The organism is Collimonas rhizosphaerae (assembly GCF_038896935.1).
Taxonomy (GTDB): Bacteria; Pseudomonadota; Gammaproteobacteria; order Burkholderiales; family Burkholderiaceae_D; genus Collimonas; species Collimonas rhizosphaerae.
In genome coordinates, this window is sequence record NZ_JBANDC010000002.1 from 310,444 (window position 1) to 333,271 (window position 22,828).

The window sequence follows — 22,828 nt, forward strand, 5'->3', positions numbered from 1 at the left end:
CATGACCCCCACACTTTCCAAACCGCGTTCCACGCTGCTGATCACCGCCGCGATACTGGTCCTGATCGGCGCCGCCGGCTGGACCATGGTCCACAAGGCCGACGCCCAGACGGCGCCGAAGGCTGCCGCCGGCCCGATCTCGGTCAGCACCGCCAGCGTCTCGCAACAGGATGTGCCGATGTACCTGAGCGGAGTCGGCACCGTTACTTCGAATGCCAGCGTCACCGTCAAGGCCCGCATCGACGGCCAGCTCGACAAGGTCGGTTTTATCGAAGGCCAGGACGTCAAGGCCGGCCAGCTGCTGGCGCAGATCGACCCGCGCACCCTGCAGGCGCAGCTGGACCAGGCCGTCGCGCAAAAAGCCAAGGACCAGGCGCAGCTGGCCAACTCCAGGCTTGACCTGCAGCGTTACACCACGCTGGTGCAACAGGACGCCGCGACACAACAGACGCTGGATGCCACGCGGGCGCAGGTCACGCAGCTGCAGGCCGCGGTGCAAGCCGATGAAGCGCAGATCAACTACGCCAAGGTGCAGCTCAGCTTTACCCGCATCCTGGCGCCGATCAGCGGCCGGGTCGGCGCGCGCCTGGTCGATCCGGGCAATATCGTCCATGCCGCGGACGCCAACGGCCTGGTGGTCATCAACCAGATCGATCCGATCGCGGTGGTGTTCACCCTGCCGGAAGAAACCTTCCAGAGCATCAACAGCGCCCTGCGCGGCAGCCAGAAGCCGCTCAGCGTGTTGACCTATGCGCGCAACAGCAGCGCCCTGCTGGCGCAGGGAAACCTGGCGCTGCTCAACAACCAGATCGATACCAGCACCGGCACGGTGCAGCTGAAAGGCATTTTCCAGAATCCCTCGCATGTATTGTGGCCAGGCCAGTATGTCAATGTCAGGCTGGTCCTGGGTGACCGCAAGCAGGCGCTGACGGTGCCGGCGGCGGCAGTGCAGCGCAGCCAGGACGGCACCTACGCGTATGTCGTCAACGCCGACAGCACGGTGAAAATACAGGCGATCCAGGTCGCCAATATCCAGGACGGCCTGGCTGTGATCGACAAGGGACTGGATGCGGGGCAACGAGTGGTGGTCGACGGCCAGTACAAGCTGAAACCCGGCGCCAAGATCGTGGACGCCGGCGCTGCGGCTAGCCCCGCTCCTGCAGCCGCGGCAGAAAAAGCAAGCAAGGCCGGCAAATGAGCATCTCCGCGACTTTCATCAAACGGCCGATCGGCACCACGCTGCTCGCCATCGCGATTTTCCTGATCGGCGCCGCGGTGTGGCCGCTGCTGCCGGTGGCGCCGCTGCCGCAGGTCGACTTCCCGACGATCCAGGTCTCCGCCAACCTGCCCGGCGGCAATCCGGAAACCATGGCGTCGAGCGTGGCGCAGCCGCTGGAGCGGCAGTTTTCCCTGATCGCCGGCCTGTCGCAAATGACTTCGACCAGCTCGCTCGGTTCTACCCAGATCACGCTGCAGTTCGACCTCAACCGCAGCATCGACGCCGCGGCGCTCGACGTGCAGGCAGCGATCACCGCCGCCAGCGGCCAGCTGCCGGCCAACCTGCCGAGTCCGCCGACCTTCCGCAAGGTGAATCCTGCCGACTCGCCGATCCTGGTGATGGCGGTGCAATCGGACGCGTTGCCGCTGATCCAGGTGAATGACTATGCCGACAATATCCTGGCGCAGCAGATTTCGCAGATTCCCGGCGTCGGGCTGGTGAATATCGGCGGCGTGCAAAAGCCGTCGGTCCGGATCCAGGTCGACCCGACCAAGCTGACGGCGATAGGCATCAGCCTGGAAGATATCAGGGGCGTGATCGCCAGCCTCACCGTCAACCAGCCCAAAGGCACGGTGGACGGCGCCAGGCAAAGCTTTACCGTGTACACCAACGACCAGCTGCTGAGCGCTGAACCGTGGAACGACATGGTGCTGGCCTACAAGAATGGTGCGCCGATCAGGGTGCGCGATGTCGGCGTCGCCGTCGATGCCGCGGAAAACCTGAAGGTCGCGGGCTGGGCCTACGCCGGCGCCGCCGCGCCGGCCGGCAACACGATTACCAACGGCCGTTCGATCGTGCTGGCGATCACCAAGCAGCCGGGCGCCAACGTGATCGAAACCGTGGACCGCATCAAGGCTGCCCTGCCGCGCCTGCAAGCGGCAATCCCGCCGACGGTGCACGTCAACACCCTGATCGACCGTACCCAGACCATCCGCGCTTCGGTCGCCGACGTCGAATTCACGCTGGTGCTGACCATTGCCCTGGTGGTGCTGGTGATTTTCCTGTTCCTGCGCAACGTCCCCGCCACCCTGATCCCGAGCGTGACCGTGCCGCTGGCGCTGCTCGGCACTGCCGGCGTCATGTTCCTGCTCGGCTTCAGCCTCGACAACCTGTCGCTGATGGCGCTTACCATCGCGGTGGGCTTCGTGGTCGACGATGCGATCGTGATGCTGGAGAATATCTACCGCTACGTCGAAGAAGGCATGCCGCCGATGGAAGCGGCCTACAAGGGGGCAAGCGAAATCGGCTTCACGATTATCTCGATTTCGGTCTCGCTGGTGGCGGTGTTCATTCCGCTGCTGCTGATGGGCGGCATCGTCGGCCGCCTGTTCCGCGAATTTGCGATCACCGTGACGCTGACGATCGCAGTCTCGGTGGTGATTTCGCTGACCTTGACGCCGATGCTCTGCTCGCGCTTCCTTAAATCGCATACGGCCGAATCGCATGGCCGCATGTACCAGATATTCGAACGCGGTTTCGACGCCATGCTGAACGGCTACAAACGCGGCCTGAATGTGGTGCTGCGCCATCAATTCGTCACCCTGATGGTGTTCTTCGCCACCATGGCTGCCACCGTGGTGCTGTTCATCGTCATCCCGAAGGGCTTCTTTCCGCAACAGGACACCGGCTTCGTCTACGGCTTTGCCGAATCGGCGCAGGACTCTTCCTTTGTTTCGATGAACAAGCGCATGCTGGCCCTGGCTGACGTGGTGCGCAAGGATCCGGACGTGACCGGCTTCGGCATGAGCGGCGGCGGCAACACCTTCAACACCGGCAATTTCTTCATCAGCCTGAAACCGAAGGACGAAGGACGCACCGCCAGCGCCGATGAAATCATTACGCGCCTGCGGCCGCAGCTGGCCAAGGTGCAAGGGGTCAACCTGTTCCTGCAGGCAGGCCAGGATATCAACGTCGGCGGCCGCCTGTCGCGCACCCAGTACCAGTACACGGTGACCGACTCCAACCTGGATGAACTGAACGTCTGGGCGCCGAAACTGCTGAACCGTTTCCGCCAGCTGCCGCAACTGACCGACGTCGCCTCCGACCAGCAAAATGCCGCCGCCGCCGCCAACCTGACCATCGACCGTGCGCGCGCTTCCAGTTTCGGCATCACGCCGGCGCTGATCGATTCGACTATCTACGACGCCATCGGCCAACGCCAGGTGGCCCAGTACTTCACCCAGATCAACAGCTACCACGTGATCCTGGAAGTCACGCCCAAGCTGCAGGAAGATCCGGAACTGTTCAACAAGCTCTACCTGACCTCGCCGGTAACTGGCCAGCAAGTCCCGCTGTCGACCTTTGTCACCATCGACACCAGCAAGACTTCGTACCTGTCGATCAGCCACCAAGGCCAGTTCCCGGCAGTGACGATTTCCTTCAACCTGGCGCCGAACGTGGCGCTGGGCGAGGCGGTCGAGGCTATCCAGAAGGCGCAGAGCGAGATGGGCGTGCCAACCACCCTGACCGGCGCTTTCCAGGGTACGGCCAAGGCGTTCGGCGATTCGCTGTCGTCGCAGCCCTACCTGATTGCGGCGGCGCTGGTTGCGGTGTATATCGTGCTTGGACTGCTGTATGAAAGTTATATCCATCCGCTGACGATCTTGTCGACCTTGCCGTCGGCCGGCGTCGGCGCCCTGCTGATCCTGATGATGGGCGGTTACGACCTGAGCGTGATCGCCCTGATCGGCATCATCCTGCTGATCGGCATCGTCAAGAAGAACGGCATCATGATGATCGACTTTGCGCTGACGGCGGAACGGCAGCACGGCATGAAGCCCGAAGACGCGATTTACCAGGCTTGCCTGCTGCGCTTCCGCCCGATCATGATGACCACCATGTGCGCCCTGCTGAGCGGCTTGCCGCTGATGCTGGGCCATGGCGCCGGCTCCGAACTGCGGCGGCCGCTGGGTTATGCCATGGTGGGCGGCCTGGTGCTGTCGCAGGCGCTGACCTTGTTCACGACACCGGTGGTTTACCTGTACCTGGACCGCGCCCACTACTGGTACATGCGGCGCAAGGAAGCACGGCAGGCGCGCAAGGCGGCCCGCAAGGCTGCTGCATGATAAATTCAAGGTAACGCGACAAATATAATGCAGGCAATGAAACATCCTCCTGCATATCGGCACAGTGCCGGCATGCGGGAAACTAGCCAGGAGACAGGCTACACATGAAGATCCTGATCGTCGAAGACGAACTGAAGACAGCCGATTACCTGTGCAAGGGCCTGACCGAGCAGGGTTGCGCCGTCGACGTTGCGCACAATGGAACCGATGGCCAGCACCTGGCGCTGGAGCACGACTACGACGTCATCGTGCTCGACGTCATGCTGCCCGGCATAGACGGTTTTACGGTCCTGCACGCCTTGCGCGCCATCAAGCAGACGCCGGTCATCATGCTGACCGCGCGCGACCGCGTGGAAGACCGCATCAAAGGCTTGCAAGGCGGCGCCGACGACTACCTGGTGAAACCGTTTTCCTTCCTCGAACTGCTGGCGCGGCTGCAGGCGCTGACCCGGCGCGGCCGCGCCTTCGAGCCGGCGCAGCTGCGGATTGCCGACCTGCAGATCGACCTGATCAGCCGCAAGGCATATCGCGCCAATGTCCGCATCGACCTCACCGCCAAGGAATTCTCGCTGCTGGCGGTGCTGGCGCGGCGCCAGGGTGAAATCCTGTCCAAGACTGCAATCGCCGAGCTGGTCTGGGACATGAATTTCGACAGCAACACCAACGTCGTCGAAGTCGCCATCAAGCGTTTGCGCGCCAAGATCGACACGCCGTTCAGCCCCAAGCTGCTGCATACGATACGCGGCATGGGTTATGTGCTGGAACCGCGCACTCCCCAGGAGAGCAGCGAATGAAACGTTCCATCACCGTACGCCTGGTGGCGATGTTCGCGCTGGCGGCGCTGCTGATTTTTTCCCTGATCGGCAGCGCGCTGTATGGCGTGCTGCAACGCGAGCTGGCGCGCCACCAGCAAGACGAACTCAACACGCGTTTCCTCGATACCCGCTACATGATCGGCCACAACGGCGATCCGGTCCGCTGGCCGCGAGTGCAAGCCAAGCTGGACACCCTGACACCGGCCGACGGCAGCATCCGTTACTGGGTGCTAAGCGACGATCCCCGCTTCCAGTACGGCAAAGGCCTGGCCGACGTCGAGCAGCTGGACCGCAATCCGAACGGCATGGGCATCATGACGCTGCACGGCCGCGAATACCCGCTGCACACCATGGTAGGCACCATCGAGCCGTTCCAGGAACGGCCTGCGGTGCGCCTGATCGTGGCGGTCGACGCCGCGCCTTACATGCACACCTTGCATGCCTTCATGATTGCGCTGGTCGGCCTGTCCCTGCTGGGCGTGCTGCTGGTCATGCTGCTTGGCTACTGGATTGCGCAGGTCGGCTTGCGGCCGTTAAAACAACTGTCCAGCGCCGCGCAATCGCTGGGGCCCAGGACCTTGTCGCAACGCTTGCAGATTTCGCCGCTGCCGGGCGAGCTGTCGGACCTGACGATTGCCTTCAACGGCGTGCTGGAGCGCATGGAAGGCGCCTACAACCAGCTGGAAGCCTTCAATGCCGATGTCGCCCATGAGCTGCGCACGCCGCTGGCCAACCTGATCGGCGAAACCCAGGTAGCGCTGTCGCGGCAACGCACCGCGCCGCAGTTCGAGGAAGTGCTGCAATCGAACCTGGAAGAGCTTGAGCGCCTGCGCTCCATCATCAACGACATGCTGTTCCTGGCGCGCGCCGACCAGGGCGAGGCCGCCACCAGCCTGGTGCGCACTTCGATTGCGCAGGAAATCGGCAAGACCGTGGAGTTTTTTGAGTTTCTCCTGGACGATTCGAAAATGACGGTGAAAGTGGCCGGCGACGTGAACGCTGAAGCCTCCATCGAGACCTCGCTGTTCAAGCGCGCGATGAGCAACCTGCTGCATAACGCGATCCAGCATTCCAATCCCGGCGCCGCCATTGCGGTGACGATCACGCAGCAGCCCGAGGTGATCAGGATTGCCGTGTCGAACCCGGGCAAGCCGATCGCCGACAGCCACCTGCCGCGCCTGTTCGATCGTTTTTACCGGGTCGACGCCGCCCGCAACGACAAGGACCAGAGCCAGCTGCACGGCCATGGCCTGGGATTGGCGATCGTCAAGGCAATCGCCAAAATGCATGGCGGCGGCGTGTTTGCCGACAGCACGGACGGTACGACAACGATAGGCTTCAGTATTCCTGCCGGCGCATCGATGCTGCCTTGACAAGCTCGGGCTTGCACGGATGGTGACGCTTGCCATGAATAAACGGCAACCGCGAAGACGAACGTGGGGAGTAATACGGAAATAACTAGAGGATAGAGGCGAGCCTTGTCTGCGGCACTTGCAGGAAATGGCTGTGGCTGCTTCGTTCCCGACCTGACCAGGTTGACCACGCCACAATGCGCAGGGGCCCGCCGGGGTGAATTGTACCGCATTGCGGCATTGCTGGCAGGGCTTTTTCATCCCTGCCGCCATTTTCTGCCGGCACCGCCGGCAAACCCCGCCTAACAAGCCTCGCTTTATATGCCCAGTTCCTGCCAGATCTGGTCGACGCGCGTCTTCACCTCATCCGACATGCTGATGGTGCGCCCCCACTCGCGGCTGGTTTCACCCGGCCACTTGTTGGTGGCGTCAATCCCCATCTTGCTACCCAGGCCGCTGACCGGGGAGGCAAAATCGAGATAATCGATTGGCGTGTTGTCCACTATCGTGGTGTCGCGGATCGGATCGACCCGGGTAGTGATCGCCCAGATCACTTCATTCCAGTCGCGGATGTTGACGTCTTCATCGACCACCACGATGAACTTGGTATACATGAACTGGCGCAAGAAGCTCCAGACGCCAAACATCACCCGCTTGGCATGGCCGGCATACGCCTTCTTCATCTGCACCACCGCCATGCGGTAGCTGCAGCCTTCCGGCGGCAGATAGAAATCGGTAATTTCGGAAAACTGCTTTTGCAGCAAGGGGATGAACACTTCGTTCAACGCCACGCCGAGCACCGCCGGCTCGTCCGGCGGCTTGCCTGTATACGTAGAGTGATAAATCGGCGACTTGCGCATCGTGATGCGGTCGATGGTAAATACCGGGAACCAGTCCTGCTCATTGTAATAGCCGGTATGGTCCCCGTATGGCCCTTCCAGCGCCATTTCATAACCGGACGGATGGGACGGGTCGGGATTGATATGCCCTTCCAGCACGATCTCGGCCGACGCCGGCACCCGCAGCTCGCTGCCGATGGCCTTGACCAGCTCGGTACGGCTGCCGCGCAGCAGGCCGGCGAACTGGTATTCGGACAAGCTGTCCGGCACCGGCGTCACCGCACCTAATATAGTAGCGGGGTCGGCGCCGAGCGCTACCGCCACCGGATACGGCTTGCCGCCGGTTGCAATCGCGTGCTCGCGGAAATCGAGCGCGCCGCCGCGATGCGCCAGCCAGCGCATGATCACCTTGTTGCGGCCGAGGACCTGCTGGCGGTAGATGCCAAGGTTCTGGCGCTTCTTGTGCGGTCCTTTGGTAATCACCAGGCCCCAGGTAATCAGCGGCGCGACATCGCCTGGCCAGCAGTGCTGGATCGGCAGCCGCGCAAGGTCGACGTCGTTGCCTTCCCAGACGATGTCCTGGCACGGCGCCGAACGATGCTCCTTGGGCGCCATGTCCCACAACGATTTGACTAGGGTGCCGAGGCCGAGGATGTCTTTAAAACCTTTCGGCGGCTCCGGCTCTTTCAGCATCGCCAGCACATGGCCGATGCGCCGCAATTCGCTGACGTCGTCGGCTCCCATGCCAAGCGCAACGCGGCGCGGCGTGCCGAACAGATTGCCTAGCACAGGTATCGAATGTCCGACCGGATTTTCAAAAAGGAGCGCCGGGCCGCCTGCCCGCAAAGTGCGATCGCAGATTTCCGTCATCTCCAAATAGGGTGAAATCAGCGTCGAAACGCGTTTCAGCTCACCAATCTGTTCCAATTTGACAATAAAATCACGTAAATCTGAATATTTCATGGGTTTTACAATTTAAATGAATGTTAATTCAGCAATTAAGCCATTTTGGCCAAGTGCTTGATTTTATTGGCTTGCGGCGGCAAACCGGCGCATTCTTTAGACATAAAAGTTATTGATTTTGTTTTTCATAGTATTGACTTGATATAAAACGCCTCCTACAATGCGCCCAGCTTGAAGCAGTCGCATCGCCCAAAAAGCGATTTTCATGTCGACTCTCAATACTCACGGGATCGGGGTCCCACATGACATTTTAAGGAGTGTTTTCAAAAGGCGTCAGCCTTCTCCCCCGGACAAGTTGTTTGCCTGTAGCCGGCGCGCTCTACTGCGGCCGATCGATCCAAAGCTACTTAAGCGCAAGCAGCAACGACGCAGCGGCACACCGCAGATCATATGCGATGCCTTGCGATATTGATTACGGTGCACGCAGCATTCGGTAGATTCGCTCCAGCTTTAACCAGCCTTATCAAGGAGCCTGCATGCGCCGCGACGATTCAGGAGGTTCAATTGTTAGCAAGATCTACCAGAGCACTACCCGGTTGGGCGACGCTCGACCAAGCAAAGAAATTCGGCATGCAATCCGTTAATGGCGTGTTTTACGCCCGCGACACCGTCGGCGGCCTCATCGCCACTACCCGCATCACCGTACTGTTCAGCGCCATGCTGGCCATCATCGGCTTCACCACCATGCTGGTGAAACCTGACTTGGCATACAAGATTCAAAACCTGCCGCTGTTCGCCAGCAGCACTGAACCTAAAGCTGCGCCGCTGGCTGCGGCTGCACCGGTGCTTTCCAGCCAGGCCGATACCGCCCCCAAGGTGGCGAACCTGACTGCGCCGGCGACCGGCAACAATCATGTGCTGCACATGGACAGCTTGACGAACAAGGCCATCAAGCCGATCGACAGCTCGCGCCAGCAGCAATGGGTCACCAGCTGGCTGTCCAAGCGTTATCGGGTGGCAGGCGACGCCACCAACGTGTTCGTGACCACGGCCTACAAGACAGCGCGGGAAACCAAGCTCGACCCGTTGCTGATCCTGGCCGTGATGGCGATCGAATCCGGCCTGAATCCGTTTGCCGAAAGCCCGGTGGGCGCACAAGGCCTGATGCAAGTCATGTCTAAGGTACATGAAGACAAGTTTGAAAGCATGGGCGGCATCAAGGCAGCCCTGAATCCGACGGCCAACATCAAGGTCGGCTCCATGATCCTCAAGGATTATGTGACCCAGGGCGGTTCGGTCGAAGCCGGCTTGAAACGTTATGTCGGCGCTGCGGCGTTCGCCAATGACGGCGGTTACGGCTACAAGGTACTGGCTGAATATCGCCGCCTGCAAGACGTCGCCATCGGCAAGAATGTGCCTTCGACCGGTTCGACGGCACCGATCGCTACACCGAAACCGCGCGCAATCCAGACCACGGCGTCGCCAAGCGACGCCAGCCCGACACCGGCTGAAGCCGCTGTGACCGTGCCGGATGCGATTGAGCATCGGATCCAGCAGTCGGACAATCAGTTCAATTCGCTGCCGATGACCTGATCGCCCCTTCCGCCTGCAATAAAAAAAAGAGCCTATGGCTCTTTTTTTTTCGTTCCGGCAAACCGGCCGGGGTTGCGGACAACCCGGCCGTAGCAGTTATTCACCCAGGTATGCTGCCTTGACCTTAGGATCATCCAGCATGTCCTTGGCATTGCCGCTCATGGTCACCAGGCCGGAATCCATCACATAAGCCCGGTGCGCTGCTTCCAGCGCCAGCTTGGCGTTCTGCTCGACCAGCAGGATCGTGATGCCTTGCGCGGAAACGGTGCGGATCACTTCGAAGATCTTTTCCACCATGATCGGCGACAAACCCATTGACGGCTCATCCAGCAACAGCAGCTTGGGATGGCTCATCAGGGCACGAGCCATGGCCAGCATCTGCTGCTCGCCGCCCGACAAGGTGCCAGCCATCTGCGCGGCGCGCTCTTTCAGGCGCGGAAATACGCCAAACCACTTGTCGATGTCAGCCGCAATACCGGCCTTGTCGTCACGGGTATATGCGCCCATCAAAAGGTTTTCCTGGATGCTCATGCGCGTAAACACGCCGCGGCCTTCGGGCACCATGGCCAGCTTTTGCTTGACCAGGTTAAACGACGTCAGGCCTTTGGTGTGTTCGCCCAGGTAGTGCATCTCGCCTTCGACTTTACACTGCGGCAAGGTACCGGTGATGGCTTTCAGCGTAGTGGTTTTGCCGGCGCCGTTGGCGCCGATCAGCGTCACCAGTTCGCCTTCGTTGACCTCCAGGTTGATGCCCTTGACGGCCTGGATGCCGCCATAAGCGACTTTCAGGTTGCTGACTTTGAGGATATTGGTTGCCATTAGTGACCACCTCCCAGATAGGCTTCAATCACGGCCGGGTTCTTCTGGATTTCGGCCGGCAATCCTTCGGCAATCGGCTTGCCGTAGTCCAGCACGGTCAGGCGGTCGCACAAACCCATCATCAGCTTGACATCATGTTCGATCAGCAAAATGGTCTTTCCTTCATTCTTGATTTTCACCAGCAGCTCGCGCAGCGCCAGTTTCTCTGTAGCGTTCATGCCGGCGGCAGGCTCGTCCAGCGCCAGCAGCTGCGGATCGGTCGCCAGCGCGCGGGCAATTTCCAGGCGGCGCTGGTCACCGTACGACAGGTGACGCGCGGTACGATCGCCAAAACGGCCGATACCGACGAAATCCAGCAGCTCTTGGGAACGCTTGCGGATCGCCAGTTCTTCCATGCGCGCAGCCTTGTGGCGGAACACCGCGCCGAACACGCCCTGGTGGGTACGCACATGGCAACCCACCATGACATTTTCCAGCACGGTCATCTCGCCGAACAGGCGGATGTTCTGGAAGGTGCGTGCGATGCCCGCCTTGGCCACTTCATGCGGCGCCGACGGCGAATAGGGCTTGCCGGCCAGCTCGAAGGAGCCGGTGTCGGCCTGGTACAGACCGGTAATGACGTTGAAAAAAGTCGTCTTGCCGGCGCCGTTCGGCCCGATCAGGCCGTAGATCTGCCCTTTCAGGATCTGGATGTTGACTTCCGACAGGGCTTGCAAGCCGCCAAATCGCTTATTGACGCCGGAGATGCTCAGAATTGTAGGTGCGCTCATGTGATCTCCTTATGCCTCTACCACGCCGGTCGCCAGCGTAGGTTTATCGATATCGGCATCCGGCCGGTCCTCGTGCTTGGGCGCAGGCCACAAACCAGCAGGGCGAGTCAACATGATGACCACCATCGCCAGGCCGTACAGCAGCTGGCGCAAGACTTCGGCATCGATCAGCACCTTGCCGAACACCGCCATCTGCATCGGCTCCACGGTGTGCCGCAGCACTTCCGGCAAGGCAGCCAGCAGGATGCCGCCGAGCACCACGCCCGGGATATGGCCCATGCCGCCCAGCACCACCATCGCCAGCACCGCAATCGACTCAGTCAGAGAGAACGATTCAGGTGAGACAAAACCCTGGAACGAGGCGAACATGGCGCCGGCCACGCCGCCGAACGAGGCGCCCATGGAAAACGCCAGCAGCTTCATGTTGCGGGTATTGATGCCCATCGCCTTGGCGGCGATTTCATCTTCGCGTATCGCCACCCAGGCGCGGCCCAGCCGCGAATTCTGCAGACGGATCGAGATGAAGATGATCGCCATGCACAGGATCAGGAACAGGAAGTAGTAGGCATTGACCGACGGCATGCCGAAACCGCCGACATACACCATGGCGCTGGAACCGCGTTCGCCGGCCAGCGAAACGCCGAAGATACGGATCGGGTCGATCAGGTTGATCCCTTGCGGGCCGTTGGTGATATTCACCGGCGCGTTCAGGTTGTTCATGAAAATGCGGATGATTTCACCGAAGCCGAGGGTGACGATGGCCAGGTAGTCGCCGCGCAGCTTGAGCGTCGGCGCGCCGAGGATGGCGCCGAACAGGCCTGCCAGGCCAGCGCCCAGCGGCACGATCACCCACAGCGACAGGTGAATGCCGTTCTGGACAATCTCGGGACCGCAGACCATTACCAGGAAATTGCCGATGGCCGGATAGGTGTTGACGAAAGATTCCAGGACCGAAGCAAACTGCGGAGATGCCAGCAAGCCGGTCATGTAGGCGCCGATCGCATAGAAAGCGATGTAGCCCAGGTCCAGCAGGCCGGCGAAGCCGACCACGATGTTGAGACCTAGCGCCAGCATGATGTAGAGCAGCGCGAAGTCCATGATGCGGACCCAGGAATTGCCGAAATTCAAGGCAATGAACGGGAAGATCGCGAACAGGATCACAAGGGCGACCAGGCTGGTGTAAGCCTTGGTCGGGTTCTTTTTGGTGTCGAAGAAATTAGCCATATGTCCCCCTCCGGTCAAGCACGGTCAGCAACACGTTCGCCCATGATGCCGGACGGACGCAAGGTCAAGACGATAATCAGGACGATGAAGGCAAAAATGTCCTGGTAGTTGCTGCCGAAGAAATTGCCCGTCAGGTCGCCGATGTAGCCGGCGCCCAGGCTTTCGATCAGGCCCAGCAGGATACCGCCCAGCATGGCGCCGTAGATATTGCCGATACCGCCCAGCACCGCAGCGGAAAATGCTTTCAAGCCAGGCACGAAGCCCATGGCGAACTGCGCCGATGAATAGTTGGCGCCCCACATCACGCCGGCAACTGCCGCCAGCGCGGCGCCGATGGCGAAGGTCATCACGATGACGCGGTTGGAATCAACCCCCATCAAGCCGGCAACCCGCGGGTTCTCGGCAGTGGCGCGCATGGCGCGGCCCATCTTGGTTTTCTCGACCAGCATCACCAGGCCGAACATCGAGGCGGCGGCCAGCACCAGCAGCATGATCTGCGTCGGCGAAATCAACGCGCCGAAGATATGCACAGGATCGGAAGGCATGACTTGCGGCACCGGCAGCGGGCTGCGGCCCCAGATCATCATGGCGAAAGTCTGCAGCAGGATGGAAACGCCGATCGCCGTGATCAGCGGCGCCAGGCGCGGCGCATTGCGCAACGGCCGGTAGGCGACCCGTTCGATGATCAGGCTGATGATGACGCAGACCGGGATGGCGCCGATGATGGCGATCGCCAGCTGGACAATCCCGGGCAGGCCTGGCGCCACGTGCTGCAGCAGCTTGAGGATGGACAGTCCGACCATGGCCCCGATCATCAGGATGTCGCCGTGGGCGAAGTTGATCAGGTTCAGCACCCCGTACACCATCGTGTAACCGAGGGCAATCAACGCATACATGCTTCCCAGCACCAAGCCGTTGATAACTTGTTGGATAAAGATATCCATAATTTCCTTGTTCTATGTGTTTTGGGTCAAATCGGTCAGAACACTATTGCGACCATAGGCAGCACAGCAAAAATCATTCCCGATACAAAAACGGCACCCTGGATAAAGTCCTAGTGCCGTTGGGAGACGCCCTTCCTCTCATCTGCAACGATGGCTGGAAGGGTAATTTGGCATCGCGTGAATAGCCGGAATAAGAAAAAAGGATTGGGTATGCATACTCGTTTGTCTCCTATACGTCTTTCTGCAAAAACGTTTTTTGTCTTAGAGCGCCTTGCCGTGGCGGCAATGCACTATTACTGTGCAGATTATAGCTAACGTTGAGCGATAATCAACTCTGACAGTACTGCAATATTAACCTGCTGCCCGCGGTTCGCACAGTTTTTTACATTCAAACCGCAGCGCCGCAATGATAGCTAGGAAAACAAAAAACTATCGATGGAAAAGTGGAGTTTCTTCGAAATATAATTTCGCGCCAGAATAGGGCGGCAAGGCCGCTGGACGCGGCTTTTGCCAGGGAATCCAGGCAGACAAGGAATAGAAGTAACGCGGAAGTGAAATAGTATTACCAATAATTGTCACTAAATAATTATAGGCATATTGCCTGTTCCGCCATCTTCCCGCCTAAACCCTCGCCAGCCCCTTGGGCATGGGGAAAGTGACATTCTCTTCGGCGCCGTCCAGCGTACGCACATTCTTGGCGCCGCAGGCTTTCAGGCGGTCTATCACGGCCTGCACCAGGATTTCCGGCGCCGACGCGCCGGCGGTGACGCCGATCCGGTTTTTCCCTTGCAGCCAGGCCTGGTCGATCTGTTCAGCGTTGTCCACCATGTAGGCGACGGTGCCCTTCTTCTCCGCCACTTCGCGCAAGCGGTTGGAATTCGAGCTGTTCGGGCTGCCGACCACGATCACCATGTCGACCTGCGGCGCCATGAATTTGACCGCCTGCTGGCGGTTGGTGGTGGCGTAGCAGATATCGCCCTTTTTCGGCTCGGTGATGCTGGGGAATTTCTGCTTCAGCGCCGCGATCACGTCGGCGGTATCGTCGACCGACAAGGTAGTCTGCGACACATAGGCCAGCATGTCGGGATTGCCTACCTGCAGCCGCTCGACGTCGGCTACGGTCTCGACCAGGTGCATGCCGTCATTGGTCTGGCCCATGGTGCCCTCTACCTCGGGATGGCCTTCATGGCCGATCATGACGATTTCGCGGCCTTCGCGGCGCATCTTGGCGACTTCCATGTGGACCTTGGTCACCAGCGGACAAGTCGCATCGAACACTTTCAAGCCGCGCACTTCGGCCTCTTCCTGCACCGCCTTGGAGACGCCATGGGCAGAAAAAATCACGGTGTTGCCGGCCGGGACATCGGCCAGCTCCTCAATGAAAATGGCGCCCTTGTTGCGCAGGTCCGCCACTACATAAGCATTGTGGACAATTTCGTGACGCACATAAATCGGCGCGCCAAACTGCTCCAGCGCGCGCTCGACAATTTCGATCGCGCGGTCGACGCCGGCGCAGAAACCGCGCGGCTGCGCCAATAAAATCTCTTTATCCATATTCATATCCATGTTCATGCGCTTCGGCCGCAAACTACAAAATGCCGATGATTTTCACTTCGAACTTGAGCGACTGCCCGGCCAGGGGATGGTTGAAATCGAACAAGGCCCCCTGCTCGTCAATCTCGCGCAGCACGCCGGCAAACCGGCCGCCGCCCGGCGCCGCGAACTCCACCAGGTCACCGATACGATACTCCTCTCCCAGCTGGGAGTTCTGGCGCAGCGTGGCGCGCGAGACACGCTGGATCAGCTCGGGGTTGCGCGGCCCGAAAGCCTGCTCCGGCGGCAGATCGAAGGTTTGATGCGTGCCTTCCGGCAAACCCAGCAGGCAAGCTTCCAGGAAAGGCGCCAGCTGGCCCATGCCGAACTGCAGGGTAGCAGGCGATTCCTTGAAAGTGGTGACGATATCTTCGCCATCTTGCGAGGCGAGGCGATAGTGCAAGGTCAGATAGGATGCTTCGGTAACGACTGGGAGAGACAAATTAGACATAAATTAGGCAAAAGCACCATTAACAAAAAAATAACTGCCGATCAGAAGATGATATTGTAAGCCACCTTGGACCATATGACGTGGCCGATACCGGCCCTACCCCGATTACACCATGGCAATTACTGACTGGCCTGCGGATCAGAGGCCGCGCGAACGCTTGATCAAGCTTGGCCCGCAAGCGCTCTCCGATGCGGAGCTGCTGGCGGTATTCCTGCGGGTTGGCGCCGCCGGCAAAAGCGCGGTCGACCTGGGACGCGAGATGACCAGCCGTTTCGGCTCCCTGAATCGCCTGTTTTCCGCCCCGCTCAAGGAATTCTCTGCGATCAACGGCCTCGGCCCCGCCAAATTTGCCCAGCTGCAAGCGATACTCGAACTGGGCAGGCGCTCGCTGGTGGAAGAACTGCAGGCCGGCAGCAGCTTCGACGCCCCCGCCGCCGTCAAGCAGTACCTGCAGCTGCTGCTGACCAACAAACCCTATGAATCATTCCTGGTGCTGTTCCTGGACGTCAAGAACCGCCTGATCTGCGCCGAAGAACTATTCCGCGGCACGCTGACCCACGCCAGCGTCTATCCGCGCGAGGTGGTCAAGGCCGCGCTGCGGCACAATGCCGCCAGCGTCATGCTCGCGCATAACCATCCATCCGGCACGCTGGAGCCAAGCGCCGCCGATTGCCGGCTGACGCAAACCCTGAAGCAGGCGCTGGAGCTGATCAGCGTCAGAGTGCTGGATCATTTCATCGTGGCCGGCACGCAAGTGCACTCTTTCGCCGAGCATGGCCAGCTGTAAATCCCTGGATTTCAAATTGTTAAATCAACGAGCGCGCAGAAGACACAATTGTTTTCCGCAAGTCATTGAAAAATCTCATTTTTTTATATATACTCTCCTTTTTTCCAGTTTCGGAAATCTTTTAGGAGTAAAAACATGGCACGTGTCTGCCAAGTCACCGGGAAGGGGCCGATGGTCGGCAACAACGTTTCCCATGCAAACAACAAGACGAAACGTCGCTTTTTGCCTAACTTGCAAAATCGCCGCATTTTCGTTGAGTCTGAAAATCGCTGGGTCTCCCTGCGCTTGTCCAACGCCGGCTTGCGCGTGATCGACAAAATCGGCATCGATGCCGTGTTGACCGATTTGCGCGCTCGTGGCGAAAAAGTCTAACTAGCAGAATAAAGGAAGAATCATGGCGAAATCAGGCCGCGACAAAATCAAGCTGGAATCGACCGCAGGTACAGGTCATTTCTACACCACCACAAAAAACAAGCGTACGACGCCGGAAAAAATGTCGATCATGAAGTTCGACCCGAAGGTTCGTAAGCACGTTGAATACAAAGAGACCAAGATCAAGTAATTGACCCTGCTCTGCAAAAAGCCCCGCAAGACATCTGTCCTGCGGGGCTTTTTTACGTCCCTACGCTGCGGCAGGCGTCCGGGCCTGATGTGGCAACGCCCCCGCAAACACGTCAGGCGAAAAAAAACGGCCCGATTTGCATGGACCGTTTTCTTGGCAGGATCAGACGCTTCAATACATCAGCGCCCCGTCCCGCGGCTCAGGAATAACTACGCAGGCGCAGCGAGAAATCCTGTAGCGACTTGATGCCCGACGCTTCGGCACGTGCGCACCAGTCTTGCAGCTGATGCAGCAACTGATCGCGCGTAAAGTGTGAACGCTCCCATATCGCACCCAGCTCGACCCGCATCTCGTGCATGGTTTGCAGCGCTTTGCTATGCAGGAACAACTCGGTCAATTGCTGCTTCTGCGGCGCTTCCAGCTTGGTCGGTTCGCGTTGCAGCAGTTTCTTCGACGACTTCAGGAAAACGGCGCCCTGCTTGGCTTTGTCTGTCAGCTGGCCGCGCTCTTCATGCCAGGCGCTCTTCAGCGATTTGGCGTACTTGGCCATGACGTCGTAGCGGTTGGCGATCACCGATTGCAGCGTGTCCAGGTCCGGCACCAGCTTGGTGTGGTTGAATTTTGGCGCAGGTGCGATTTTCTTGACCTTGGCCAGGCCGCAGATTTCCAGCATGCGGATATACATCCAGCCGATGTCGAACTCGTACCACTTCGACGACAGCTTGGCGGAAGTGCCGAAGGTGTGATGATTATTGTGCAGCTCTTCGCCGCCGATGATGATGCCGAACGGGATGATGTTGGTCGCAGCATCGTTGCAATCGTAGTTGCGATAGCCCCAGTAGTGGCCGATGCCGTTGATGATGCCGGCAGCGGTAATCGGGATCCAGACCATTTGCACGGCCCAGACGCTGACGCCGATGACGCCGAACAGCATGATGTCGATAAACAGCATGGCTACGATGCCCAGGGCGCTGTGCTTGGTATACAGGTTTCTCTCGATCCAGTCGTCCGGTGTGCCATGGCCGAATTTTTCCATGGTTTCCAGGTTCTTGGATTCTGCACGGTACAGCTCCGCGCCTTCCCAGAATACTTTCTTGATGCCGCGCGTTACCGGGCTATGCGGATCTTCCTCGGTATCGCACTTTGCGTGATGCTTGCGGTGGATCGAAGCCCATTCCTTGGTCACCATGCCGGTCGTCAGCCACAGCCAGAAACGGAAGAAATGACTTGGAATCGCGTGCAGGTCGAGAGCGCGGTGAGCCTGGCAACGGTGCAGGAAAATAGTCACTGCAGCAATCGTGATATGTGTCACGACCAGCGTGAACACGACGACCTGCCAGGCGCTCGCGCCTGTTACGCCATTCGATAAGAAATCGAGTATTGCATTGAACACTATGTGTACTCCATGTGTAGATGGGTAGATGATGCCACTGCTTATTTTACAGTGAGATACGGGTAAGTTGACGGGTAGTTACCGAACAGTTACCCGAATTTCGAGTGCAATTGTACCCTTATTATTAGATGTTTTTAGGTTTTGGCGCGCCGCGCAGGCGATCTAATGGCAAATCTTGTTGCGAATCGGCGTCGAAATTACCTTTATGCAACTCCGTCTCGTGCATCATCCTGATATCTCGTTTCACTTGTGCAACCTTAATGTGACGGGCTTGCAACACGCGCCAGATAGCACGATTGACGTCTGACAACACATTCAGCCGGCCGTTCTCCGGATCCGTGATCCAGAATCCGACCTCTAGCTCTAGCCCATCGGGACCGATCTTCAGCAGCAAGGCCTGTGGCAAGATTTCGTGCGACACCCGCTCAACCTCGACCACAACCTGCTCCAGCAGCAACAATACGCTTTCGACATCGTCCTGATGCTCGATCGTCACATGCGCCGCCAGGCGCAGCACGCGATTGGTCAGCGAATAGTTCTGCACCGAATTGATCATGAAGACTTCATTCGGCACCACCGTATCGATCCCGTCCAACCCTTGCAGCACGGTGTAGCGGCTGTTGATCTGGACCACCTTGCCGTAAAACGTGCTGACCCCGACCATATCGCCGATCGCCAGGCTGCGCTCCAGCAAAATCACGAAGCCTGACACATAACTGCTGGCGATTTTCTGTAAACCAAGCCCCAGCGCCACGCCCAAAGCACCGCCGAATACCGACAGCACCGTCAGGTCGATGCCCACCAGTGACAAGCTCAGCAATACGGCAATCAGGATCAGGACAGCGCGCGCCATGCGCGCCACCACCGTGCGTACCGACGAATGCACGGTATTGACGCGCATCAGGCGCTCTTCCAGCGCGGCGCCGGCCCACAAGGCAATCACCAGCGTCACCAGCACCGAGACCAGCGCCTGCATGATCGCCAGCAGCGACACCTTGTAGCGGCCGATAGGCAGCACCGTGCCGTCCAGGTAGTCGAACAGGTCTGGCCACCAGCCGGTGATGTACAGCAGCAAGCCGATCCAGACCAGCACGCCGAAACTCTTTTCAAACAGCAGCAGGAAGGTGCCGACGCCGCTGTTGCGCGCGAAAACCCGGCGCAAGACATAAAACACGAAACGCATCAGCGCCAGCGAAGCCACCAATGGGATCACCAGCCGCATGATATCCACCGGCTGATGCCATTTCTGCAGCGCCAGTTTGACCAGTATCAGCAAAAGCAAGGTAATGATGGGGGTCAGGACCTTGGCAAAACTGCCGAGTCCGATCTGCATCGCCGGCGGCTGCGCCGTACTGACGCTGAAAGTGCGCCGCAGCAGGCGAGCCAGCAGCCAGCCCAGGCCTACGCACAACAACAGCAAGCCGACCTGCGCCGGCAAACCCGGTGCACGCAAGCTGTTCAGCAGGTCGTTGAGTAGTTCGGTAAAGATATCTGGCATTATTTTGCGTACAGCGTAACGTCCTGGCGGTTACGTCATCAGTCGAGCCGCTTGCTTATTTGCGCACGAACACCGCGGCAAAAAAACCGTCGGTCTGGTGCTGGTGCGGCAACAGTTTGAGATAGTCGCCCATCTCCAGTTCAATCTTTTGCTCGGCCAGTACATCTTTCATCGGCACCAGCGAGAAATCTTCGTGGCTGGCCAGGAACTGCGCCGCGATCGCGTCGTTTTCTTCATCCAGCAAGCTGCAGGTGCCGTACACCAGGCGGCCGCCAGACTTTACCAGGCGCGCTGCACTGGACAGGATCGCGATCTGCTTGGCATTCATCTCGACAATCGCTTCCGGCGTCTGCCGCCATTTGACGTCCGGATTGCGGCGCAGCGTGCCGAGGCCGCTGCACGGCGCATCGACCAGCACCCGGTCGATCTTGCCGGCCAGGCGCTTTACCTTGCCGTCATTCTCGTGCGCGATCAGTACCGGATGGATGTTGGACAACCCGCTGCGCGCCATGCGCGGCTTGAGTTTCGCCAGGCGTTTCTCGGAAACGTCGAAAGCATACAGGCGACCGGTGTTGCGCATGGTCGCGCCCAGGGCCAGCGTCTTGCCGCCGGCGCCGGCGCAGAAATCGACTACCATCTCGCCGCGCTTGGCGCCGACGATCTGCGCCAGCAACTGGCTGCCTTCATCCTGCACCTCGATCGCGCCGCTCTTGAACAGGGGCAGGTTTTGCAAAGTCGGCTTCTTGATGACGCGTAAGCCAAGCAGTGCATAAGGGGTCGGCTCGCACAAGATCGGCGCTTCAGCCAAAGCGGCAATGACGTCTTCCCGGTTAGCCTTGAGCGAATTCACACGCAGGTCGAGCGGCGCCGGCTGGTTCATCGCATGCGCCAGCTGCAAGGTAGCGGCTTCGCCGTCGCGCGCCACCAGTTTGTCGAACAGCCATTGCGGCAAGTTGGAACGCATCAGCGGCGGCATCAGGTTACGATCGATCTCGGCGACCCGTGTCAGCCATTCGGTTTCTTCTTCAGACAAGCCACCCAGCGACTCGATGCTGACCGCATCGGCCAGGCCCAGCAGGGTCATGCGGCGCATGGTCGGGCCGTTGCCGGATTCGGCGAAACTGGTATAGATCGCCTTATTGCGCAGCAAGCCGTAGACCGCTTCGGCGATCACGCCGCGCTCGCGCGAACCGAGCTTCGGATGATCGCGGAAATAGCGCGACAAGGTGCCGTCGGCAGGGCCGGTAAAACGTAAAATTTCGCGCAGGACTTCTTCGGTGTGACCGATGATCGCGGGAGGCAATCTCATAATGAATCTTTCATAAAAATCTTTTTAATCTGTTGGTCGCGCTCGGGCTTGCCAAACGCCGGTATTAGCGTTCGTGCGGAGCCGCACTGTTATGCACCAGTCCATCTTCGATGCTCAGCCGATTTTCGACAAACCAGCGCACTGCGCGCGGATATAGCTGATGCTCTTCGACCAGCACGCGCTGCTCCAGCGACTGTTCGGTATCGTCTTCCAGCACCGGCACCACGACCTGCGCCACGATCGGGCCATGGTCCAGCGCCGGCGTGACAAAATGCACGGTCGCGCCATGCACCTTGACGCCGGCCTGCAGCGCTTGCCTGTGGGTCGCCATTCCTGGAAAACTCGGCAGCAAAGAGGGATGGATATTCAGCATGCGGCCGGCATAATGTTCCACCAGCGGCGCAGTCAGGATACGCATGAAACCCGCCAGCACCACCAGGTCCGGGGCAAATCCGTCAATCACGACGCGTAAGGCGGCGTCGAACTGTTCACGATCAGGATAGTCTTTATTCGCAACCACTGCCGTTGGAATGCCTTGGGCAGCGGCAAATTTCAAACCCTCGGCATCTGCCCGGTTGCTGATGACAGCGGCGATTCTGGCAGGCCATTGTTCGGTTTGAGCGGCGCGGACGATGGCTTGCATGTTGCTGCCACGCCCGGAAATCAGGATAACAATGCTTCTCATGGCGCGCATTGTACCCGTTGCAATGCTGTTTTTGATTAAAAACAGCGGTAAATTTTGATTAAAACAGTGTTACTGGAATGAATAAAAAACGCGGAAAGCTACTTTTTTGTCGGCCCAGAAATCGGCGCTGTCGCGGAATACGTCGAGCAGGGTTTCCCGCGCTTCCTTGTCGAACTTGGGGGTATTCGGCAGTTGTTCGATCACCACAATGAAACCCGGCTGCGGGCCGGCTTTGTGGGCCAGATCGGTCAGGCAATCAGCCAGGGCGTCGAAATTCTTGCCGAAATGCTTGGGAAAATGGAAGGCGTGGGCGATATTTGCCAGTACTTGCTGTTTAGTCGTTGCTTCCGCGCAATAGGCATACAGGAAATGCTGCCCGAGGCGGCTGGCCTCCGCCTGCAGGTCGGTCACACGGAAGGCGCGGATGGACTGCACTACATTTGGCGGTACGGTTTTAAACAAACTCATTTTTCCCTCAGCTAGAGCAATGATGATGGATTGCTGTTGTTTTTTTATCTCAGTCACTCTTGGATGCGTCTGAAAGTTTGATAATGGTTATCAGTGTAGTAATACTCGCCTGAGGTCTGTGGATTGCCGCCGGCGATGATCCGGCGTGCGCCGCGGTTGCGGGCACGCGGCGTTTTCACCGTGAATTCGTGGTAATACCCGCGCCGCTGCCTGGGCAGCATCCCTTCATAATTGCCGAATACCACGCCATCCTTGGCGTACGGGAACGGTCCGCCCTGCTTAATCAATATCAACGTCGCTTGCGCTTCCTGCGGCAACTGGCTAACCGAAACCACGTCCTGCGGCAGGGATTCCCTTGCAAATACTTGAAAAGACAGCAGCAAGCCAAGCAACAGCAAGATTCCGTTACGCAATATAGCCGCGGCGAAATCGGAACTTAGACCAGGGAAATGGCGCCGGGTTGCGTGGCTTTTCATAAA

General features: G+C 59.2%; 21 protein-coding genes and 1 other RNA gene. 8 read left to right on the top strand and 14 right to left on the bottom strand.

Annotated features, from left to right (window positions below):
* The first annotated feature begins 1 nt into the window (after position 1).
* The 4 genes from V8G57_RS03875 to V8G57_RS03890 all read left to right on the top strand — a co-directional run bounded on the left by V8G57_RS03875 (position 2) and on the right by V8G57_RS03890 (position 6,532).
* Positions 2-1,198 carry an efflux RND transporter periplasmic adaptor subunit gene (locus V8G57_RS03875; protein ID WP_092396308.1) on the top strand — a complete coding sequence of 399 codons (1,197 nt, stop codon included), beginning with the start codon at positions 2-4 and terminating at the stop codon, positions 1,196-1,198.
* On the top strand, positions 1,195-4,344 hold the full coding sequence (locus tag V8G57_RS03880) for an efflux RND transporter permease subunit (RefSeq protein ID WP_342828254.1): 3,150 nt from the start codon (positions 1,195-1,197) through the stop codon (positions 4,342-4,344). Before V8G57_RS03875 ends, V8G57_RS03880 begins: the two co-directional genes overlap by 4 nt.
* A 104-nt stretch (positions 4,345-4,448) precedes the next feature.
* A complete protein-coding gene (locus V8G57_RS03885) occupies positions 4,449-5,138 on the top strand; it encodes a heavy metal response regulator transcription factor (protein WP_342828255.1) in 690 nt (229 codons plus the stop codon).
* Positions 5,135-6,532, top strand: a complete 1,398-nt coding sequence (locus V8G57_RS03890) for a heavy metal sensor histidine kinase (protein WP_342828256.1) — start codon at positions 5,135-5,137, stop codon at positions 6,530-6,532. Before V8G57_RS03885 ends, V8G57_RS03890 begins: the two co-directional genes overlap by 4 nt.
* A 94-nt stretch (positions 6,533-6,626) precedes the next feature.
* Here the strand turns inward: V8G57_RS03890 and ffs are convergent.
* Positions 6,627-6,725, bottom strand: an RNA gene (ffs, locus tag V8G57_RS03895) — signal recognition particle sRNA small type.
* Between the two features lie 103 nt (positions 6,726-6,828).
* Positions 6,829-8,313 carry a 4-hydroxy-3-polyprenylbenzoate decarboxylase gene (gene ubiD / locus V8G57_RS03900; protein ID WP_342828257.1) on the bottom strand — a complete coding sequence of 495 codons (1,485 nt, stop codon included), beginning with the start codon at positions 8,311-8,313 and terminating at the stop codon, positions 6,829-6,831.
* 570 nt (positions 8,314-8,883) lie between these two features.
* On the opposite strand from ubiD, the gene V8G57_RS03905 reads away from it, so the two are divergent.
* Positions 8,884-9,846, top strand: a complete 963-nt coding sequence (locus V8G57_RS03905) for a transglycosylase SLT domain-containing protein (protein ID WP_342828258.1) — start codon at positions 8,884-8,886, stop codon at positions 9,844-9,846.
* Between the two features lie 96 nt (positions 9,847-9,942).
* Here the strand turns inward: V8G57_RS03905 and V8G57_RS03910 are convergent, their stop codons facing one another.
* From V8G57_RS03910 to V8G57_RS03935, 6 genes are all read right to left on the bottom strand, one after another.
* Positions 9,943-10,665 (bottom strand): ABC transporter ATP-binding protein, encoded by a 723-nt coding sequence (locus V8G57_RS03910; RefSeq protein ID WP_092396296.1) that lies wholly within the window; start codon positions 10,663-10,665, stop codon positions 9,943-9,945.
* Positions 10,665-11,435 (bottom strand): ABC transporter ATP-binding protein, encoded by a 771-nt coding sequence (locus V8G57_RS03915; RefSeq protein ID WP_342828259.1) that lies wholly within the window; start codon positions 11,433-11,435, stop codon positions 10,665-10,667. The genes V8G57_RS03910 and V8G57_RS03915 overlap by 1 nt, the downstream gene beginning before the upstream one ends.
* Before the next feature lie 9 nt (positions 11,436-11,444).
* Positions 11,445-12,659, bottom strand: coding sequence for an ABC transporter permease subunit (locus V8G57_RS03920; RefSeq protein ID WP_092396292.1), 1,215 nt, complete (start codon positions 12,657-12,659; stop codon positions 11,445-11,447).
* 14 nt (positions 12,660-12,673) lie between these two features.
* Entirely contained in the window at positions 12,674-13,603 is a 930-nt protein-coding gene (locus tag V8G57_RS03925) for a branched-chain amino acid ABC transporter permease (protein WP_092396290.1), read from the bottom strand.
* A gap of 621 nt (positions 13,604-14,224) precedes the next feature.
* The gene (ispH, locus tag V8G57_RS03930) at positions 14,225-15,163 is read right to left on the bottom strand and encodes a 4-hydroxy-3-methylbut-2-enyl diphosphate reductase (protein WP_092396520.1); all 939 of its coding nucleotides are present in this window, start codon (positions 15,161-15,163) and stop codon (positions 14,225-14,227) included.
* A gap of 28 nt (positions 15,164-15,191) precedes the next feature.
* A complete protein-coding gene (locus tag V8G57_RS03935) occupies positions 15,192-15,647 on the bottom strand; it encodes an FKBP-type peptidyl-prolyl cis-trans isomerase (protein ID WP_092396288.1) in 456 nt (151 codons plus the stop codon).
* Between the two features lie 112 nt (positions 15,648-15,759).
* Here V8G57_RS03935 and radC point away from each other — a divergent pair, with 112 nt between their 5' ends.
* From radC to rpmG, 3 genes are all read left to right on the top strand, one after another.
* Positions 15,760-16,434: a RadC family protein gene (radC, locus tag V8G57_RS03940; protein ID WP_342828260.1), complete on the top strand. Its 675-nt coding sequence runs from the start codon at positions 15,760-15,762 to the stop codon at positions 16,432-16,434.
* 135 nt (positions 16,435-16,569) lie between these two features.
* Positions 16,570-16,806 carry a 50S ribosomal protein L28 gene (gene rpmB / locus V8G57_RS03945; RefSeq protein WP_014005219.1) on the top strand — a complete coding sequence of 79 codons (237 nt, stop codon included), beginning with the start codon at positions 16,570-16,572 and terminating at the stop codon, positions 16,804-16,806.
* A 22-nt stretch (positions 16,807-16,828) separates the two neighbouring features.
* Positions 16,829-16,996, top strand: a complete 168-nt coding sequence (rpmG, locus tag V8G57_RS03950) for a 50S ribosomal protein L33 (RefSeq protein ID WP_009667251.1) — start codon at positions 16,829-16,831, stop codon at positions 16,994-16,996.
* A gap of 199 nt (positions 16,997-17,195) precedes the next feature.
* On the opposite strand, the gene V8G57_RS03955 is transcribed toward rpmG, so the two are convergent.
* The 6 genes from V8G57_RS03955 to V8G57_RS03980 all read right to left on the bottom strand — a co-directional run bounded on the left by V8G57_RS03955 (position 17,196) and on the right by V8G57_RS03980 (position 22,825).
* Positions 17,196-18,389, bottom strand: coding sequence for a DesA family fatty acid desaturase (locus V8G57_RS03955; RefSeq protein WP_371326572.1), 1,194 nt, complete (start codon positions 18,387-18,389; stop codon positions 17,196-17,198).
* Positions 18,390-18,513: 124 nt separating this feature from the next.
* Positions 18,514-19,887 (bottom strand): mechanosensitive ion channel family protein, encoded by a 1,374-nt coding sequence (locus V8G57_RS03960; RefSeq protein WP_342828265.1) that lies wholly within the window; start codon positions 19,885-19,887, stop codon positions 18,514-18,516.
* Positions 19,888-19,942: 55 nt separating this feature from the next.
* On the bottom strand, positions 19,943-21,196 hold the full coding sequence (locus V8G57_RS03965) for an RsmB/NOP family class I SAM-dependent RNA methyltransferase (protein ID WP_342828267.1): 1,254 nt from the start codon (positions 21,194-21,196) through the stop codon (positions 19,943-19,945).
* A 64-nt stretch (positions 21,197-21,260) separates the two neighbouring features.
* Positions 21,261-21,890: a phosphoribosylglycinamide formyltransferase gene (gene purN / locus V8G57_RS03970; RefSeq protein ID WP_342828268.1), complete on the bottom strand. Its 630-nt coding sequence runs from the start codon at positions 21,888-21,890 to the stop codon at positions 21,261-21,263.
* 60 nt (positions 21,891-21,950) lie between these two features.
* Entirely contained in the window at positions 21,951-22,349 is a 399-nt protein-coding gene (locus V8G57_RS03975; protein ID WP_092396276.1) for a barstar family protein, read from the bottom strand.
* A 53-nt stretch (positions 22,350-22,402) separates the two neighbouring features.
* Positions 22,403-22,825 carry a ribonuclease gene (locus tag V8G57_RS03980; protein ID WP_342828269.1) on the bottom strand — a complete coding sequence of 141 codons (423 nt, stop codon included), beginning with the start codon at positions 22,823-22,825 and terminating at the stop codon, positions 22,403-22,405.
* Positions 22,826-22,828 lie beyond the last annotated feature (3 nt).

Excerpts from the sequence above, each read along its gene's own strand:
- V8G57_RS03875 (WP_092396308.1), top strand. The coding sequence starts at position 2 with ATGACCCCCACACTTTCCAAACCGCGTTCCACGCTGCTGATCACCGCC.
- V8G57_RS03880 (WP_342828254.1), top strand. The coding sequence starts at position 1,195 with ATGAGCATCTCCGCGACTTTCATCAAACGGCCGATCGGCACCACGCTG.
- V8G57_RS03885 (WP_342828255.1), top strand. The coding sequence starts at position 4,449 with ATGAAGATCCTGATCGTCGAAGACGAACTGAAGACAGCCGATTACCTG.
- V8G57_RS03890 (WP_342828256.1), top strand. The coding sequence starts at position 5,135 with ATGAAACGTTCCATCACCGTACGCCTGGTGGCGATGTTCGCGCTGGCG.
- ubiD (WP_342828257.1), bottom strand. The coding sequence starts at position 8,313 with ATGAAATATTCAGATTTACGTGATTTTATTGTCAAATTGGAACAGATT.
- V8G57_RS03905 (WP_342828258.1), top strand. The coding sequence starts at position 8,884 with ATGCAATCCGTTAATGGCGTGTTTTACGCCCGCGACACCGTCGGCGGC.
- V8G57_RS03910 (WP_092396296.1), bottom strand. The coding sequence starts at position 10,665 with ATGGCAACCAATATCCTCAAAGTCAGCAACCTGAAAGTCGCTTATGGC.
- V8G57_RS03915 (WP_342828259.1), bottom strand. The coding sequence starts at position 11,435 with ATGAGCGCACCTACAATTCTGAGCATCTCCGGCGTCAATAAGCGATTT.
- V8G57_RS03920 (WP_092396292.1), bottom strand. The coding sequence starts at position 12,659 with ATGGCTAATTTCTTCGACACCAAAAAGAACCCGACCAAGGCTTACACC.
- V8G57_RS03925 (WP_092396290.1), bottom strand. The coding sequence starts at position 13,603 with ATGGATATCTTTATCCAACAAGTTATCAACGGCTTGGTGCTGGGAAGC.
- ispH (WP_092396520.1), bottom strand. The coding sequence starts at position 15,163 with ATGAATATGGATAAAGAGATTTTATTGGCGCAGCCGCGCGGTTTCTGC.
- V8G57_RS03935 (WP_092396288.1), bottom strand. The coding sequence starts at position 15,647 with ATGTCTAATTTGTCTCTCCCAGTCGTTACCGAAGCATCCTATCTGACC.
- radC (WP_342828260.1), top strand. The coding sequence starts at position 15,760 with ATGGCAATTACTGACTGGCCTGCGGATCAGAGGCCGCGCGAACGCTTG.
- rpmB (WP_014005219.1), top strand. The coding sequence starts at position 16,570 with ATGGCACGTGTCTGCCAAGTCACCGGGAAGGGGCCGATGGTCGGCAAC.
- rpmG (WP_009667251.1), top strand. The coding sequence starts at position 16,829 with ATGGCGAAATCAGGCCGCGACAAAATCAAGCTGGAATCGACCGCAGGT.
- V8G57_RS03960 (WP_342828265.1), bottom strand. The coding sequence starts at position 19,887 with ATGCCAGATATCTTTACCGAACTACTCAACGACCTGCTGAACAGCTTG.
- V8G57_RS03965 (WP_342828267.1), bottom strand. The coding sequence starts at position 21,196 with ATGAGATTGCCTCCCGCGATCATCGGTCACACCGAAGAAGTCCTGCGC.
- purN (WP_342828268.1), bottom strand. The coding sequence starts at position 21,890 with ATGCGCGCCATGAGAAGCATTGTTATCCTGATTTCCGGGCGTGGCAGC.
- V8G57_RS03975 (WP_092396276.1), bottom strand. The coding sequence starts at position 22,349 with ATGAGTTTGTTTAAAACCGTACCGCCAAATGTAGTGCAGTCCATCCGC.
- V8G57_RS03980 (WP_342828269.1), bottom strand. The coding sequence starts at position 22,825 with ATGAAAAGCCACGCAACCCGGCGCCATTTCCCTGGTCTAAGTTCCGAT.